The organism is Gordonia polyisoprenivorans NBRC 16320 = JCM 10675 (assembly GCF_000241325.1).
GTDB classification, from domain to species: domain Bacteria; phylum Actinomycetota; class Actinomycetes; order Mycobacteriales; family Mycobacteriaceae; genus Gordonia; species Gordonia polyisoprenivorans.
On sequence record NZ_BAEI01000070.1, the window covers coordinates 60,025 to 74,884 of the forward strand.

Genomic DNA, 14,860 nt, shown 5'->3' on the forward strand with positions numbered 1-14,860 from the left:
GTCCCCAGGCTACGCGCGATGTGGCGAAGATCACATGTCCGTGAGGTGCGGGTTGCGGTGGCGAGATCAGTCGACCGAGAGTGCCCGGACGGTTCCGCCACGGGCGGGGATCATCGTGACGTTGCGGTAGCGGGGGCGTTCCGCGGGGCGGTCGTGGGTCTCCAGTTCGACCCGCCGCAGGATGTCGCCCACGACGATCTGGAGCTCGGTCATCGCCAGGTGGGCGCCGAGGCAACGACGGTTTCCGCCGCCGAAGGGCAGCAGCGTCATAGGGTCGGTCCGGGTGCCGATGAACCGGTCCGGCCGGAAATCGAAGGGATGGGGATAGAGGTCGTCGCGATGGTGCAGGAGCAGGGTGCTCACCACGGCGATGTCTCCGGACTCGCAGCGGTGGGTGCCGAATCGCCACGGGCGCTGCAGTTCCCGCGCGACCGACGGCACCACCGGGCGGCACCGCATCGTCTCGGTGATCACCGCGCCCACGAACTCGTCGTCGCCCTCGGCGGCGGCCGAGCGAGCCTGCGCATACACCTCGGGGTGACGGGTGAGGCGTTCGAAGGCCCAGGCGATCGTGGTGGCCGTGGTTTCGTGACCGGCGAGCAGCAGTGACACGAGCTCGTCGCGGATCTCGCTGTCGGACAACGGGAGTCCGTCGGTGGCACGCGCCGCCAGCAATGCCGACATCACATCGTCGTCACTGGCGTGGCCGTCGGCGCGACGTTCGGCGATCACCCCTGCGATCGCCGCATCCAGGTGCCGAACACCCCACGCGAGCAGGCCGACGGGCTCCGGATGCGAGGCGTTGAGCAATTGCGCGACGGTACCGACCGCCGACGACGACCAGCGCAGGAAGCGCCGGGTGGCGTCGCGGAGGTGCCGCTCGGCAGTGGTCGCCACGTCGGGAACATCGTCGGTGAGGACGCCGTCGGCGGCGTGGATGCCGAAGATCACGGCCATGATGACGTCGAGGGTGATCGCCTGGGCGATGCGGTCGACCCGGACCCGGCGGTTTGTCGGCCAGCGATCGAGATGCGCCGCCGAAGCCTGTTCGATCACATCTGTGCACCGCGCGACCGAGGTGCGATGGAATGACGGCAGCAGTGCCGTCCGTTGCCTGCGGTGCTGCTCGGCGAGGGTGGTGAGCACCGAGTCGGGACCGACGATCGGCCGCAACGGTGACAGCCGCGTCGCCGAGGGGGCGATCGCCGGATCGGCCGTCAGTACCGAGCGGACGTGAGCGGGATCGGAGATCACCACCAACCGTCCGGGCGCGCCGGGCAGATCGTAGGTGAGCACGTCGCCACATCGCGCCGCGTCGGCGAACACCACATCCCCCTCGCGACGGGCGAATCGCAGCGCGTTGCGGACCGTTGCGCGACGGGGCGTCGGCGGTGCCGGTAGGGCGTCGGCGTCCGACGCGCTCAGCGGTCCCGCCTCGGCGCACGTCGATACCAACCCCGACGCCGCGTCCGGGGCGGCGTCGAACCACCGCTCGGTGAGCGCGGGGTGGTACTCGGTCGATGCGGTCATGCGCAGGCCCCCGCCGGTCGGGTCGCACCCGGCGGCCGCGGCATCGACGACCGGGGTGCCGTGCGCACCCGCGACGGTCGGGGTCGGCGTGCCGAACGTGCGCGGTTCTCTCGTGCCGCATAGGCGATGGAGGTTTCACGGCCACGGAAGTTCATGTCATCAGGGCTGTGCAAGAGCCAGAAGAGGGTCATGAGGGTGGCGGCGGCGATCAGCAGGATCAGCATGGTTGCTCCTCGTCCGATGAACCCGGTCAATCCGGGTACCACTCACGCTATGGAGATCGAACTCCCTGGTCAGCGCCCCGCAGGCGGATCTTTGTCGACCTACTCGGGGTGGAGGCGACCTCCGACCGTGGGTGGATGTGCAAACGCGGCGGCGGCGATAGGCTGGGCGAATGCGCTGGTTGGAGGCCCACTACCGGCACGCCCTGGTGATCTTCGGGTTCGATTACCCGACGAGTTACATGCTGATCTCCGACCTCGGTGTGTTCACGCTCACCGTCGCGGCGGTCGTGCAGCGCGTGGTCGTCGGCCCGTCCGGCACGCAGTGGATTCCGATCGCGGCGGCCGTGGTGCTGGCCCTCGGACCGCACCTCGCGTGCCTCTACCGCGGGTGGCAGCCCAGCATTCTCCGCTGGAAGCCGTGGATTCTCGGGCTGCCCGCATTCACACTCGCGGCGGTGGTGTGCTTCTGGCAGGTTCCCGTCGAGGTCGATGTGGCCACACTGTTGCTTCCACTGTGTGCGACGATCACCGCCGCGGTGGCCACCCGACGGGAGGCGATCATCTCGACGATCGCCCTGTCGGCGACCGCGATCGGTGGCGGACTGGCCGGGGTCATCGCCCAGGCGTGGTTGTTCGTCCTCATGGTCGGCTTCGGCGGCGTGGTCGGCTATCTGCTACAGAAACAGCTACTCCTGCTGACTGCGGAACGGCGCGCCCAGGAACAGCAGATGGCACTCGATCGCGCCGAGATCGCCGGCGAGGTGCACGACGTTCTCGCACACTCGTTGAGCATCATGATGCTCAACGTCACCGCCGCCCGACGGGCGTTGCAGGAACACGACGACGTCGCCGAAGCCGTCGATGCACTCGTCGACGCCGAACAGGTGGGCCGCGCGACGATGCAAGACGTGCGACGCACGGTGGAGTTGCTCCGCACCTCCGACGCCGAGTCGTCCACCCCGCAGCCGGGCTTCGCCGACCTTCCCGACCTCGTCGACGGATTCCGCAGGGCCGGAGTCGATCTCGACGCCGAGATCGTCGGAGATCCCGAAACGATCACCGGCGGAACCGGATTGGCCGTCTATCGCGTCGTCCAGGAATCATTGTCGAACGCGGCACGGCATGCGCCCCACGGCACTGTCACCGTTCGGGTCGGGCCCGAGCCCGGTGGCGCTCTCGTCGTGCGCGTCCGCAATCCGGTGACCGCCGACGCGCGCCGGGCACGCGGTGGCTCCGGGCTCTCGGGAATGGCCTCGCGGGTCGAAAACTGCGGAGGCATCTTCGTGACGAGGGTGGTGGACGGACACTGGTGTGTGGATGCCCGGTTTCCGGGGGCGGCGGTCGAATGTTCCGATGCAGGTCTCGTCGATGCCGCCAGTGGTCCGCAGGTATCGGTTGAGACGCCTTGTCCACCAACGACTTTCGGGTCGATGCCGGTGACTCGACCGAACGGCTCACCGGTGAGCGGGCCACGGTGATGACCCGGGTTGCCCTGGTCGACGACCAGGACCTGGTGCGGGCGGGACTGCGCCGCATCCTGCGGCCGCGGGACGGCTTCGAGGTGGTCGCCGAATGCTCCGACGGCGACGAGGTGTCCGACATGGTCCTCCGGCACCGACCCGACGTCGTCGTGATGGATCTCCGGATGCGCAGGATCGGGGGAGTGGAGGCAACCCGACGACTCCGCGACGATCTCGGAAGCGGTCACGTGTCGCCGCCGGTGCTGGTCCTCACCACCTTCCGCGACGAGCAACTGCTGTCCGGGGCATTGCGGGCCGGCGCGGCGGGATTCGTGCTCAAGGATTCGCCGGCCGAGGAGCTCATCCGGGCGGTGCGTCTCGTGGCGCAGGGTGAGGCCGTCCTCGACCCCGCGGTGACCGCACATGTCCTCGACACCTATCGCAGTGCGCCCGGACCCACCGCACCGCAGGCGGCCCCCGACGGTCTGACCTCGCGGGAGCTGACCGTTCTCGGCCTCATCGGACGGGGGCTCACCAACGACGAGATCGCCGCGGAACTCGTGATCTCGGTGGTGACCGTGAAGAGCCACATCGGCAAGATCTTCACCAAACTCGGCGTCCGCGACCGAGCCGCTGCTGTGGTCTACGCCTTCGACCACGGGATCGTCGAGCCCCGTCGGTGACGTGAGAGATCAGATAAGAGGCCGGTGAGGCGCGAGACGCCGAGAGCCCGACACGTGCGGCATGCCGGGCTCTCGTGATCGCGAGCGGGTGACGGGAATCGAACCCGCGTAGCTAGTTTGGAAGACTAGGGCTCTACCATTGAGCTACACCCGCGTGCCCCGTCAGCGGTGCTTGCCGGTGTTGCCGGAACCCGCTGTGGTGCGCATGAGACTGTACCTGCTCGGTGTGCCCGAACCGAAATCGCCCCTCTGCGGCGAATCCGAGAGATCATGCGCGGGGCGATCCGGGTGGCCGGGTTTCGTCTCATGGAGGGTGACCCGTAAGATCATCGGTCGGTCCTGTCCGCGCATCCCCACCCCGGTGGCGTTGCCGCGATGCGGGCGCCGGGATGTGGCGCAGCTTGGTAGCGCATCCGCTTTGGGAGCGGAGGGTCGCAGGTTCAAATCCTGTCATCCCGACTCTGTACCGACCGAACGACAGCAACGGCCTGGCCCGTCAGACCGGGTCACGACGCACATGACGTCCGCAACGCGAGAAATAGGAGCATTCCAAGCGTGAAGAGCACCGTCGAGCAGCTGAGCCCCACCCGGGTGAAGCTCAACGTGGAAGTACCGTTCGAGGAGCTCTCGGGCGATTTCGATCGGGCGTTCAAGTCCCTGGCCCAGCAGATCCGCATCCCCGGATTCCGTCCGGGCAAGGCGCCCGCCAAGTTGATCGAGGCCCGCGTCGGCCGCGACTCGATCCTCGCGCAGGTCGTCAACGATGCGCTGCCGGGCAAGTACAGCCAGGCGGTCGCCGAGACCGACACCAAGGCGATCGGCCAGCCCGAGATCGATCTCGAGGAACTCAAGTACGGCGAGACGATCACCTTCTCGGCCGAGGTCGACGTCCGTCCCGAGCTCGAGCTCCCGGACTTCTCGACCCTCTCGGTCGAGGTGCCCGCCGTCGTCGACGACGAGAACGCCGTGGACGAGCAGATCGAGCAACTGCGGAGCCGCTTCGGCACCCTCGCCGGTGTCGACCGCGCCGCCCAGAACGGCGACATGGTGTCCATCGACCTGGCGGCCAGTGTGAACGGCGAGGCCGTCGAGGAAGCCTCCACCGAGGGCCTCTCGCACGAGGTCGGTTCCGGTGACCTCGTCGACGGACTCGACGAAGCCCTCGTCGGGCTCAAGGCCGGAGAATCGAAGGTCTTCACCACCAAGCTCGTTGCCGGCGACCATGCCGGGGAAGAAGCCCAGGTGACGGTGACGGTCAACTCCGTCAAAGAGCGTGAGCTGCCGGAACTCGACGACGAGTTCGCGCAGATGGCCAGCGAGTTCGACACCGTCGACGAACTGCGCGCCTCGCTCGCCGAGCGCGTCGATCAGTCCAAGAAGCTCGAGCAGGCCAACCAGATCCGCGACGCCGTGGTCGACGAGCTGCTCGCCAAGGTCGACGTCCCCTTGCCGGAGAAGGTCGTCGAGTCGCAGGTCGAGTCGCAGCTCGAGCAGGTGTTGCACAGCATCGGCCACGACGAGGCGGTGTTCGCCCAGCTACTCGAGGCCCAGGGCACCACACGCGAGGCCTTCGAAGCCGAGGCCCGCGAGAGCGCGGAGAAGTCGGTGCGCACCGAGCTGCTGCTCGATGCGATCGCCGATCAGCTCGAGACCGTCGTCGGCCAGGACGAGCTGACCCAGCAGATCCTGTTCTCCGCACAGCGCTACGGGATCGCGCCGCAGGACTTCATCCAGCAACTGACGCAGGCCAACCAGCTCGGTGCGGTCTACGCCGATGTTCGCCGCAACAAGGCGCTCGGTGACGTCATCCGGAAGTTCAGCGTCACCGACTCGGATGGCAACTCGATCGACCTCGCAGAGTTCTATGGTGAGGACGAGGTGGACGATTCGGCCGCAGCCGACGATGCTGCCGGCGACACCGAGAGCTCTGACGCCGACAACACCGACGCCAAGAGCGCAGACGCCAAGGGCGACGACGCCTGATCTCGTCCCCACGAACAGCCGGATTCCAGCGATGGACTCCGGCTGTTCGCGTCTGACACGCCGACGTGTGCCGTGTTCTGCTGTGAGCGAAGTACGGCGCCACCGGGAGTGCCGGACGCAATGCATTGGTTAGTGTCGGTGACAACGCCGGAACGAAAACGCCGGAACGAATACGCCGAACGACAGATTCCGGGATGGGACCAACAACAGCCGACGCGGCAGACGGCACCGGACAAACGAGTAGCAAGTAACGAGCATCAACGTAACGCGTGCGGGTCGAGTAGACCCGCACGACGCCGGTCGGGTTGCCCCCGACCCGGCACCACACCGACAGGTAAAGGTAGGAATCGTGAGCAAGCCGACTGATGACATCCCTTCGATGAGCCGCACTCCTTCGATGAGCTCGGGAGTCGCCGGGCTCAATCTCACCGATTCGGTGTTCGAGCGACTGCTGCGTGAGCGCATCATCTTCCTCGGTACGCAGGTCGACGACGACATCGCCAACCGGCTGTGCGCGCAGATCCTGCTGCTCGCCGCCGAGGATCCGACCAAGGACATCCACCTCTACATCAACTCACCCGGTGGGTCGGTGACCGCGGGGATGGCGATCTTCGACACCATGCAGCTCGCCGAATGCGACGTCGCCACCTACGCGATGGGGATGGCCGCGTCGATGGGCCAGTTCCTGCTGGCCGCGGGCGCGCCCGGTAAGCGCCACGCGCTCCCGCACTCGCGGATCATGATGCACCAGCCGTCGGCGGGTATCGGTGGTACCGCGGCCGACATCGCCATCCAGGCCGAGCAGTTCGCGGCGACGAAGAAGGAGATGAACCGGCTCAACGCCGAGTTCAGTGGGCAGCCGCTGGAGAAGATCGAGGCCGACGCCGACCGCGACAAATGGTTCACCGCCGAGGAGGCCAAGGCGTACGGACTGGTCGACCACGTGATCACGCGCGCGGTGCCGGTCAACTGACGCGCCGGACCCTCCACAGACCATTCGTCGTATCCCAACCTCACGGAGCAGAAATGACCCACAATCTGACCACCGACGCCCTGCCTGCCGACGTGGCCGCCGGAATCCCGGCCTCGGCGCTGGCGCTGAAGGCGATCGAGGCGCGCTACATCCTTCCGCAGTTCATCGAGCACACTCCCAACGGCCAGCGTCAGTACGACCCGTACGCCAAGCTCTTCGAGGAGCGGATCGTCTTCGTCGGCACGCCGATCGACCAGACCGTTGCCAATGACGTGATGGCGCAGCTGCTGGTCCTCGAGTCGCAGGACCCCGACCGCGACATCACGATGTACATCAATTCACCCGGTGGCAGTGTGCCCGACATGCTCGCCATCTACGACACGATGCAGTACGTGCACTGCGACATCGTGACCGTGTGCCTCGGCGAGGCGGCATCGGCGGCGGCGATCCTGCTCGCCGGCGGCACGCCCGGTAAGCGCGCGGCCCTGCCGAACGCGACGATCCTGATCCACCAGCCACGCACCGGTGGTGCCTACCAGGGACAGGTCTCCGACCTCGAGATCCAGGCGGCCGAGATCGAGCGCATCCGCAACCGGCTCGACGAGATCCTGGCCTCGCACACCGGCCAGCCGGCCGAGAAGATCCGCAAGGACACCGATCGGGACAACATCCTCACCGCCGACGCCGCGAAGGAGTACGGCATCGTGGACGAGGTGTTCGAGTACCGCAAGAAGTCCATGAAGAAGTAGCCGGCGTCCATCACCGGCACCCATGTGGTGCGGTCGAGCCGTCGGGGGTGTCCCGGGCGGCCGACCGGACGACATTCTCGCGACATTTGGCCCAAGCGGTCGAAGTAACGGGCGTGCGCGGGTACCGTCGGGAGGGCGAACACTCGTGGCGAGCCCGTTCGAGCACGGTATTGGTCGCACGCCATGATCGTCCGCGCCGCGACTGCCCCATCGTCGCCGATCCGGTGGCGGCGACGACCCCCGGCAGCCAGGCAACATCGAGGAAGTAGGTACAGCACACGATGGCACGAATCGGAGACGGTGGCGATCTGCTGAAGTGCTCCTTCTGCGGAAAGAGTCAGAAGCAGGTCAAAAAGCTCATCGCCGGTCCCGGCGTGTACATCTGCGACGAGTGCATCGACCTGTGCAACGAGATCATCGAGGAAGAACTCGCCGAGAACGGCGACGTGAAACTCGACGAGCTGCCCAAGCCCGCCGAGATCAAGGAATTCCTCGAGAACTATGTGATCGGTCAGGACACGGCCAAGCGCACGCTCGCAGTGGCCGTCTACAACCATTACAAGCGCATCCAGGCCGGGGAGAAGAAAGAGGCTCGTGGCGGTGAGACCGTCGAGCTGATGAAGTCCAACATCCTCATGCTCGGCCCGACCGGTTGCGGCAAGACCTACCTCGCGCAGACGCTCGCCAAGATGCTCAACGTCCCGTTCGCGATCGCCGACGCCACGGCGCTCACCGAGGCCGGGTACGTCGGGGAGGACGTCGAGAACATCCTCCTCAAGCTCATCCAGGCCGCCGACTACGACGTCAAGCGCGCCGAGACCGGCATCATCTACATCGACGAGGTCGACAAGATCGCCCGCAAGAGCGAGAACCCGTCGATCACGCGCGACGTCTCCGGTGAGGGCGTGCAGCAGGCGTTGCTGAAGATCCTCGAGGGGACACAGGCATCGGTGCCGCCGCAGGGTGGACGCAAGCATCCGCATCAGGAGTTCATCCAGATCGACACCACCAACGTGTTGTTCATCGTGGCGGGCGCCTTCGCCGGCCTGGAGAAGGTGATCTCCGAGCGAATCGGCAAGCGCGGCATCGGTTTCGGCAACGAGGTGGCCTCCAAGAACGATGTGGACGTCACCGATCACTTCGCCGAGGTGATGCCCGAGGACCTCATCAAGTTCGGGCTGATCCCGGAGTTCATCGGTCGTCTGCCGATCATCGCGTCGGTGACCAATCTGGACAAGGAATCGCTCGTGTCGATTCTGTCCGAACCGAAAAACGCGCTGGTCAAGCAGTACACCAAGCTTTTCGAGATGGACAACGTCGAACTCGAGTTCAGCGCCGATGCACTCGAGGCGATCGCCGATCAGGCCATCCATCGGGGCACCGGGGCGCGCGGTCTTCGCGCGATCATGGAAGAGGTGCTGCTCCCGGTGATGTACGACATCCCGAGCCGCACCGACGTCGAGAAGGTCGTCGTCACCGCCGAGACGGTGAACGACAACGTGCTCCCGACGATCGTTCCGCGTGCCGAGAGCGACGACGAACGGCGCGACAAGAGCGCCTGACACGCACACCACTCCCTCTGACGCCGACGCTCCCGTCCGGAATCTTCCGGACGGGAGCGTCGGCGTGTGGGGGGATGCGGCCAAATCCCACTGGGCTGAACTCCACCGGGTTCAATTCCGTTGGGCTCAATTCCCGTTGGGCGACACCGGTATCGCGATCTCGACACCAGGCGCGGTGGTCATCGCCCAGACTGGACCCATGACAGCGCAGACGAACGATCGACATCTGGCCGGACTGGTCCTGGCCGGCGGACGCTCCAGGCGAATGGGCCACAACAAGGCGGCGATGGATTGGGAAGGACAGCCGATGCTGGCAAGCATCGTCGAGGTCCTCAACGGCTGCTGCGACTGCGGGGTGTTCGTCGCCGCGTCCACCGGCTCCCCGGCGTATCAGGAACTGCATGGCACGGGTGGTCCGCCGGCCCAGTGGGTCACCGGCGAGCAGCAGGGGGCAGGACCGCTCGGCGGTCTTGCGGCCGGGTTGGCGACCGCCGGTGAGCACGGTGCCGAGATGGCGTTCGTGTGCGCCACCGACATGCCGATGATCGCACCGGGGCTGGTGGCCGAACTGTCGGCGGCCATGACCGAATCGACCGAGGCGGTCGTCGCCCACGACGCCGACCGTGATCACCCCATGGCGGCCATCTATCGGGTGGGCGCCGCAAGCACGGTGGCCGCTCTGGTCGAGTCCGGCGAGCGTCGGATGACCGCAGCGCTCGATGCCCTGGTGACCCGCCGGATCACGGTGAGCGACCCGTCATGGCTGATCAACGTCAACGCTCCCGAGGACCTGCACCGCCTGCGCGCGCTCGCGCCGTAGCGACCACGCGGTGGCGCCACGGCGGTGCGCACCCGCCGCGGCGGGCAGGGGGCGCGGGAGCGTCGGCAGCATTCCCTAAGATTGGGGGGTGACCACACCCGATTCCTCCCGCGAGCTGCCGAAGTCCTGGGACCCCGCCGAACATGAGGCAGCGCTGTACCGGCGATGGGTGGACGCAGGCTATTTCACCGCGGACGCGGCCGGTGAGAAGCCACCGTTCTCGATCGTCATCCCGCCGCCCAACGTCAACGGCTCCCTGCACATGGGGCACGCCTACGAGCACGTCCTGATGGATGCGCTCTCGCGGCGCCGTCGGATGCAGGGCTACGAGGTGCTCTGGCTGCCCGGAATGGACCACGCGGCGATCGCCATGCAGACCATGGTCGAGCGCAAACTCGCCGGTGAGGGTCTGACCCGCGACGACCTCGGCCGCGAGGCGTTCATCGATCGCGTGTGGACCGAGAAGGCCGCGATCGGCGGCAACATCGGCGAGCAGATGCGCCGGCTCGGTGACAGCGTCGACTGGAGCCGGGAACGCTTCACCATGGACGACGGACTGTCCCGCGCGGTGCAGACGATGTTCAAGAAGATGTACGACGACGGGCTCATCTACCAGGCCGAACGCCTGGTGAACTGGTCGCCGGTCCTCAAGACCGCCGTCAGCGACATCGAGGTCAGCTACGCCGACGTCGAGGGCGAACTGGTCAGCTTCCGCTACGGCTCGCTCGACGACGCCGAGCCCCACATCGTGGTGGCCACCACGCGCCTGGAGACGATGCTCGGCGACACCGCGATCGCGGTGCACCCCGACGACGAACGCTATGCGCACCTGATCGGGACCGAACTGGCCCACCCCTTCGTCGAGCGCACCATCCCGGTCATCGCCGACGACTACGTGGACCCGGAGTTCGGCAGTGGCGCGGTCAAGATCACCCCCGCCCACGACCCCAACGACTTCGCGATCGGCCAGCGCCACGACCTCCCGATGCCGACCATCCTCGATGAGGAAGCCCGGATATACGGCACCGGAACGCAATTCGACGGCATGGACCGCTTCGAAGCGCGGGTCAAGGTGCGCGAGGCCCTCGCCGAGCAGGGACGCATCGTCAAGGAGGTCCGGCCCTACCTGCACAGCGTCGGACATTCCGAGCGCACCGGTGAGCCGATCGAGCCGCGGTTGTCGATGCAGTGGTGGGTCAAGGTCGAACCCCTGGCCAAGGCCGCCGGCGATGCCGTCCGCGACGGGTCGACGGTGATCCACCCGTCGTCGATGGAGCCGCGCTGGTTCGGCTGGGTCGACAACATGCACGACTGGTGCATCTCTCGGCAGCTGTGGTGGGGCCACCGGATCCCGATCTGGTACGGCCCCGACGGCGAGGTGGTGTGCGTCGGACCCGACGAGGCACCGCCCGTCGGATACACCCAGGAGACCGACGTCCTCGACACCTGGTTCTCCTCGGGGCTGTGGCCGTTCTCCACCCTGGGCTGGCCCGAGCAGACCGCCGACCTCGAGAAGTTCTATCCCACTTCGGTTCTCGTCACCGGATACGACATCCTGTTCTTCTGGGTGGCGCGGATGATGATGTTCGGTACCTACGTCGGTGCCGACCTCGGGCCGCAGCGCCGCGTGCCGTTCCACAATCTGTTCCTGCACGGCCTCGTGCGCGATGAGCACGGCCGCAAGATGAGCAAGTCCAAGGGCAACGGCATCGATCCGCTGGACTGGGTCGAGCGGTTCGGCGCCGATGCGTTGCGTTTCACGCTGGCGCGCGGGGCGAATCCGGGCAGCGACATCTCCGTCGGCGAGGACCACGCGCAGTCCTCGCGCAACTTCGCGACCAAGCTGTTCAACGCGACCAAGTTCGCGCTGATGAACGGGGCCGAGCTCGGCGAGCTGCCGGCCCCGGCGGATCTGACGATCGCCGACCGGTGGATCCTGTCGCGCCTCGACGAGGTGCTCGCCGAGGTCGACGCGGGCTTCGAGTCGTACGAGTTCTCCAAGGCCTGTGAGGCGCTCTATCACTTCGCCTGGGACGAGTTCTGCGACTGGTATCTGGAACTGGCCAAGGTGCAGTTCGCAGATAACGACGAGAAGCGTTCGCAGACAACACGTCTGGTCCTCGGCGCGGTACTCGACCCGTTGTTGCGCGCACTCTCGCCGGTGATGCCGTTCGTCACCGAGGTCCTGTGGACGTCGTTGACCGGCGGCGAGTCGTTGGTGATCGCGCCGTGGCCGACGGCCTCGGGCCGACCGACCGACACCGAGGCGGCGACCACCGTCGAGGATCTCCAGAAGCTGATCACCGAGGTGCGACGTTTCCGCAGCGATCAGGGCCTCAAGCCGGGGCAGAAGGTTCCGGTGCGGTTCGCCCACCTCGACGACGCCGGATTGGCCGGACTCACCGGATACATGGCCGCGCTGGCCCGGCTGGAGGAGCCGGGAGCGGAGTTCGCCGCGACCGCCGACCTCGAGGTGCGCCTGAGTGCGGCAACGGTCAAGGTCGAGATCGACACGTCGGGCACCGTCGACGTGGAGGCCGAGCGGAAGCGTGCGGAGAAGGATCTCGCCGCCGCGGAGAAAGAACTGGCTCAGACCACCGCGAAGTTGGGCAACGAGCAGTTCCTCGCGAAGGCGCCGGAGGCAGTGGTGGAAAAGATCCGCGCGCGCCAACAGATCGCCGGCGAAGAGGTGCAGCGGCTCACCGCCAAACTGGCATCACTGGGCGGATCGTGACCCGCCACAACGGGTCCGACCCCGACCACGACGATGCGGCCGACGGCTCCGACGACGAACCGATCTTCACCGCCGCCGACTTCGCCGGGTGGGAGGATGCGGGTGACATCGAGCCCGACGACCCCGGACCCGACGACTTCGGACCCGACGACGTCGCTCCCGACCGGATGGATCTCGCCTCCCTGCTGACCGACGACGAGGAAACCGCCGCCGACGCCCGCGATCGTGCGCCGCTGACCGCGGGGGACAGTGCGGCCGACCTCGCCGAACTCGCCGAGGTGGAGGCCGACCTCGATACGCGCTGGCCCGAGACGAAGATCGAGCCGTCGCTGACGCGCATCGCGGCGTTGATGGATCTGCTGGGCTCGCCGCAGCACGCCTACCCGGCGATCCACGTCGCCGGGACCAACGGCAAGACGTCGGTGACCCGGATGATCGACGCGCTGCTCGTCGCGTTGCACCGGCGTACCGGACGCATCACCAGCCCGCATCTGCAGCGGGTGACCGAGCGGATCGCCGTTGACGGACAACCCATCTCGGCGCGCGCCTACATCGACACCTACCGCGATCTCGAGCCGTACATCACCATGGTCGACGACTCGTCGACCGCCGCCGAGGGTCCACGGATGAGTAAGTTCGAGGTGCTCACCGCGATCGCCTACGCCTACTTCGCCGAGGCTCCCATCGATGTGGCCGTCGTCGAGACCGGAATGGGTGGCCGCTGGGATGCGACCAACGTCGTCGACGGTGCGGTCGCGGTGATCACCCCGATCGCGATGGATCACGCCGATTACCTCGGTGACTCGCTGGCGGCGATCGCGGGGGAGAAGGCCGGGATCATCAAGCGCGCCAAGGACGATCTCGTCGTGACCGATCCGGTGACCGTCATCGCCCCACAGCAGCCGGAGGTGATGGAGGTGCTGCTGCGCGAGAGTGTGGACAAGGGCACGATCGTCGCCCGGCAGAACTCCGAATTCGCGGTCCTCGACGCGGTCACCGCCGTCGGCGGGCAGATGCTGCGCATCCAGGGGCTCGGCGGTGTCTACGAAGAAATCTTCTTGCCGCTGCACGGCGAGCATCAGGCCGCCAACGCCGCGCTCGCACTCGCCGCGGTCGAGGCGTTCTTCGGTGCCGGGCCCGACCGCCAGCTCGACATCGACGCCGTCCGTGCGGGTTTCGCCTCCGTCAGCAGCCCGGGACGGCTCGAGCGGGTGCGCAGCGCGCCGAGCGTGTTCGTCGACGCCGCGCACAATCCGCATGGCGCGGCGGCGCTCGCGCACGCGTTGACCGACGAATTCGATTTCCGGCGGCTCGTCGGGGTCGTCGGTGTGCTCGGGGACAAGGACGCCGAAGGGGTACTGGCCGCGCTCGAGCCCGTCCTCGATCACGTCGTCGTCACCAACAACGGCTCACCGCGGGCGCTCGACGCCGAGGATCTGGCCGAGATCGCCCGCGAGGTCTTCGGCGAGGACCGTGTCACCGTCGAGCCGTTCCTGCCCGACGCGGTGGCCGCGGCCATCGCGCTCGCCGAGGAATCCGACGGCGAGCCGGTGTCCGGGGCGGGTGTGATCATCACCGGTTCGGTGGTCACCGCAGGCGCCGGGCGAACCCTTTTCGGCAAGGAGCCCGCATGAGTGAGCATCCCGGCTTCACCGCGCCGGCCACCGATCCCTGGCGCGGCCTGCGCGGCGTCATGGCCGGCACGCTGGTCCTCGAGGTCATCGTCATGGTCCTCACCTTTCCGATCGTCGCGAAGATCGGTCCGGGACTGACCTGGGTGTCCGGGATCTACCTCGGCGTGGTCACGCTCCTGATGATCCTCGCCTGCGGGATGCAGGGGCGACGGCGGGCTCTCGAGATCGACATCGGCCTGCAGATCCTGGTGATCATCGGTGGGGTATTCCACTGGTCGATCGCCATCGTCGGGCTGTTGTTCCTGTTCGTATGGCTCTACATCCGCTATGTCCGCGCCGATGTCGCCCGACGTATGCGGGAGGGGCGGTTGGCCGGTCAGGAGCCGATCGACTCGTGACGGTCGCCGCGTCACTCCGGCCGATCTGCCAGAAATGTCCGTAATTCTCTGTGGCGCAACGTGTTTCGTCGGTCGCCGTTGGGTACTGTTGGCGCGTCGAGATGACGAGA

General features: G+C 67.1%; 12 protein-coding genes and 2 tRNA genes. 11 read left to right on the top strand and 3 right to left on the bottom strand.

Annotated features, from left to right (window positions below; all coding sequences use genetic code 11):
- Positions 1-66: 66 nt before the first annotated feature.
- Entirely contained in the window at positions 67-1,530 is a 1,464-nt protein-coding gene (locus tag GOPIP_RS18320; RefSeq protein WP_006371258.1) for a cytochrome P450, read from the bottom strand.
- On the bottom strand, positions 1,527-1,754 hold the full coding sequence (locus tag GOPIP_RS18325) for a hypothetical protein (RefSeq protein ID WP_006371259.1): 228 nt from the start codon (positions 1,752-1,754) through the stop codon (positions 1,527-1,529). Before GOPIP_RS18325 ends, GOPIP_RS18320 begins: the two co-directional genes overlap by 4 nt.
- Positions 1,755-1,924: 170 nt before the next feature.
- On the opposite strand from GOPIP_RS18325, the gene GOPIP_RS18330 reads away from it, so the two are divergent.
- A complete protein-coding gene (locus tag GOPIP_RS18330) occupies positions 1,925-3,232 on the top strand; it encodes a sensor histidine kinase (RefSeq protein ID WP_006371260.1) in 1,308 nt (435 codons plus the stop codon).
- Entirely contained in the window at positions 3,232-3,897 is a 666-nt protein-coding gene (locus GOPIP_RS18335) for a response regulator transcription factor (protein ID WP_006371261.1), read from the top strand. Before GOPIP_RS18330 ends, GOPIP_RS18335 begins: the two co-directional genes overlap by 1 nt.
- An 83-nt stretch (positions 3,898-3,980) precedes the next feature.
- Here the strand turns inward: GOPIP_RS18335 and GOPIP_RS18340 are convergent.
- A tRNA-Gly gene (locus GOPIP_RS18340) sits at positions 3,981-4,051 on the bottom strand.
- Between the two features lie 231 nt (positions 4,052-4,282).
- Between GOPIP_RS18340 and GOPIP_RS18350 the strand changes: the two genes are divergently transcribed.
- The 9 genes from GOPIP_RS18350 to GOPIP_RS18390 all read left to right on the top strand — a co-directional run bounded on the left by GOPIP_RS18350 (position 4,283) and on the right by GOPIP_RS18390 (position 14,750).
- A tRNA-Pro gene (locus GOPIP_RS18350) sits at positions 4,283-4,356 on the top strand.
- A gap of 96 nt (positions 4,357-4,452) precedes the next feature.
- The gene (tig, locus tag GOPIP_RS18355; RefSeq protein WP_006371262.1) at positions 4,453-5,880 is read left to right on the top strand and encodes a trigger factor; all 1,428 of its coding nucleotides are present in this window, start codon (positions 4,453-4,455) and stop codon (positions 5,878-5,880) included.
- 397 nt (positions 5,881-6,277) lie between these two features.
- Positions 6,278-6,853: an ATP-dependent Clp protease proteolytic subunit gene (locus tag GOPIP_RS18360; protein WP_006371263.1), complete on the top strand. Its 576-nt coding sequence runs from the start codon at positions 6,278-6,280 to the stop codon at positions 6,851-6,853.
- Positions 6,854-6,906: 53 nt separating this feature from the next.
- The gene (locus GOPIP_RS18365; RefSeq protein ID WP_006371264.1) at positions 6,907-7,602 is read left to right on the top strand and encodes an ATP-dependent Clp protease proteolytic subunit; all 696 of its coding nucleotides are present in this window, start codon (positions 6,907-6,909) and stop codon (positions 7,600-7,602) included.
- Between the two features lie 281 nt (positions 7,603-7,883).
- The gene (gene clpX, locus GOPIP_RS18370; RefSeq protein ID WP_006371265.1) at positions 7,884-9,164 is read left to right on the top strand and encodes an ATP-dependent Clp protease ATP-binding subunit ClpX; all 1,281 of its coding nucleotides are present in this window, start codon (positions 7,884-7,886) and stop codon (positions 9,162-9,164) included.
- A 199-nt stretch (positions 9,165-9,363) separates the two neighbouring features.
- The gene (locus GOPIP_RS18375; RefSeq protein ID WP_035728418.1) at positions 9,364-9,984 is read left to right on the top strand and encodes a molybdenum cofactor guanylyltransferase; all 621 of its coding nucleotides are present in this window, start codon (positions 9,364-9,366) and stop codon (positions 9,982-9,984) included.
- Positions 9,985-10,072: 88 nt separating this feature from the next.
- The gene (locus tag GOPIP_RS18380; RefSeq protein ID WP_006371267.1) at positions 10,073-12,718 is read left to right on the top strand and encodes a valine--tRNA ligase; all 2,646 of its coding nucleotides are present in this window, start codon (positions 10,073-10,075) and stop codon (positions 12,716-12,718) included.
- Between the two features lie 167 nt (positions 12,719-12,885).
- Positions 12,886-14,352: a bifunctional tetrahydrofolate synthase/dihydrofolate synthase gene (gene folC / locus GOPIP_RS18385; protein ID WP_210739342.1), complete on the top strand. Its 1,467-nt coding sequence runs from the start codon at positions 12,886-12,888 to the stop codon at positions 14,350-14,352.
- Positions 14,349-14,750 (top strand): DUF4233 domain-containing protein, encoded by a 402-nt coding sequence (locus GOPIP_RS18390; protein WP_006371269.1) that lies wholly within the window; start codon positions 14,349-14,351, stop codon positions 14,748-14,750. The genes folC and GOPIP_RS18390 overlap by 4 nt, the downstream gene beginning before the upstream one ends.
- Positions 14,751-14,860: the final 110 nt, after the last annotated feature.

Excerpts from the sequence above, each read along its gene's own strand:
- GOPIP_RS18320 (WP_006371258.1), bottom strand. The coding sequence starts at position 1,530 with ATGACCGCATCGACCGAGTACCACCCCGCGCTCACCGAGCGGTGGTTC.
- GOPIP_RS18325 (WP_006371259.1), bottom strand. The coding sequence starts at position 1,754 with ATGCTGATCCTGCTGATCGCCGCCGCCACCCTCATGACCCTCTTCTGG.
- GOPIP_RS18330 (WP_006371260.1), top strand. The coding sequence starts at position 1,925 with ATGCGCTGGTTGGAGGCCCACTACCGGCACGCCCTGGTGATCTTCGGG.
- GOPIP_RS18335 (WP_006371261.1), top strand. The coding sequence starts at position 3,232 with ATGACCCGGGTTGCCCTGGTCGACGACCAGGACCTGGTGCGGGCGGGA.
- GOPIP_RS18360 (WP_006371263.1), top strand. The coding sequence starts at position 6,278 with ATGAGCTCGGGAGTCGCCGGGCTCAATCTCACCGATTCGGTGTTCGAG.
- GOPIP_RS18365 (WP_006371264.1), top strand. The coding sequence starts at position 6,907 with ATGACCCACAATCTGACCACCGACGCCCTGCCTGCCGACGTGGCCGCC.
- clpX (WP_006371265.1), top strand. The coding sequence starts at position 7,884 with ATGGCACGAATCGGAGACGGTGGCGATCTGCTGAAGTGCTCCTTCTGC.
- GOPIP_RS18375 (WP_035728418.1), top strand. The coding sequence starts at position 9,364 with ATGACAGCGCAGACGAACGATCGACATCTGGCCGGACTGGTCCTGGCC.
- folC (WP_210739342.1), top strand. The coding sequence starts at position 12,886 with ATGGATCTCGCCTCCCTGCTGACCGACGACGAGGAAACCGCCGCCGAC.
- GOPIP_RS18390 (WP_006371269.1), top strand. The coding sequence starts at position 14,349 with ATGAGTGAGCATCCCGGCTTCACCGCGCCGGCCACCGATCCCTGGCGC.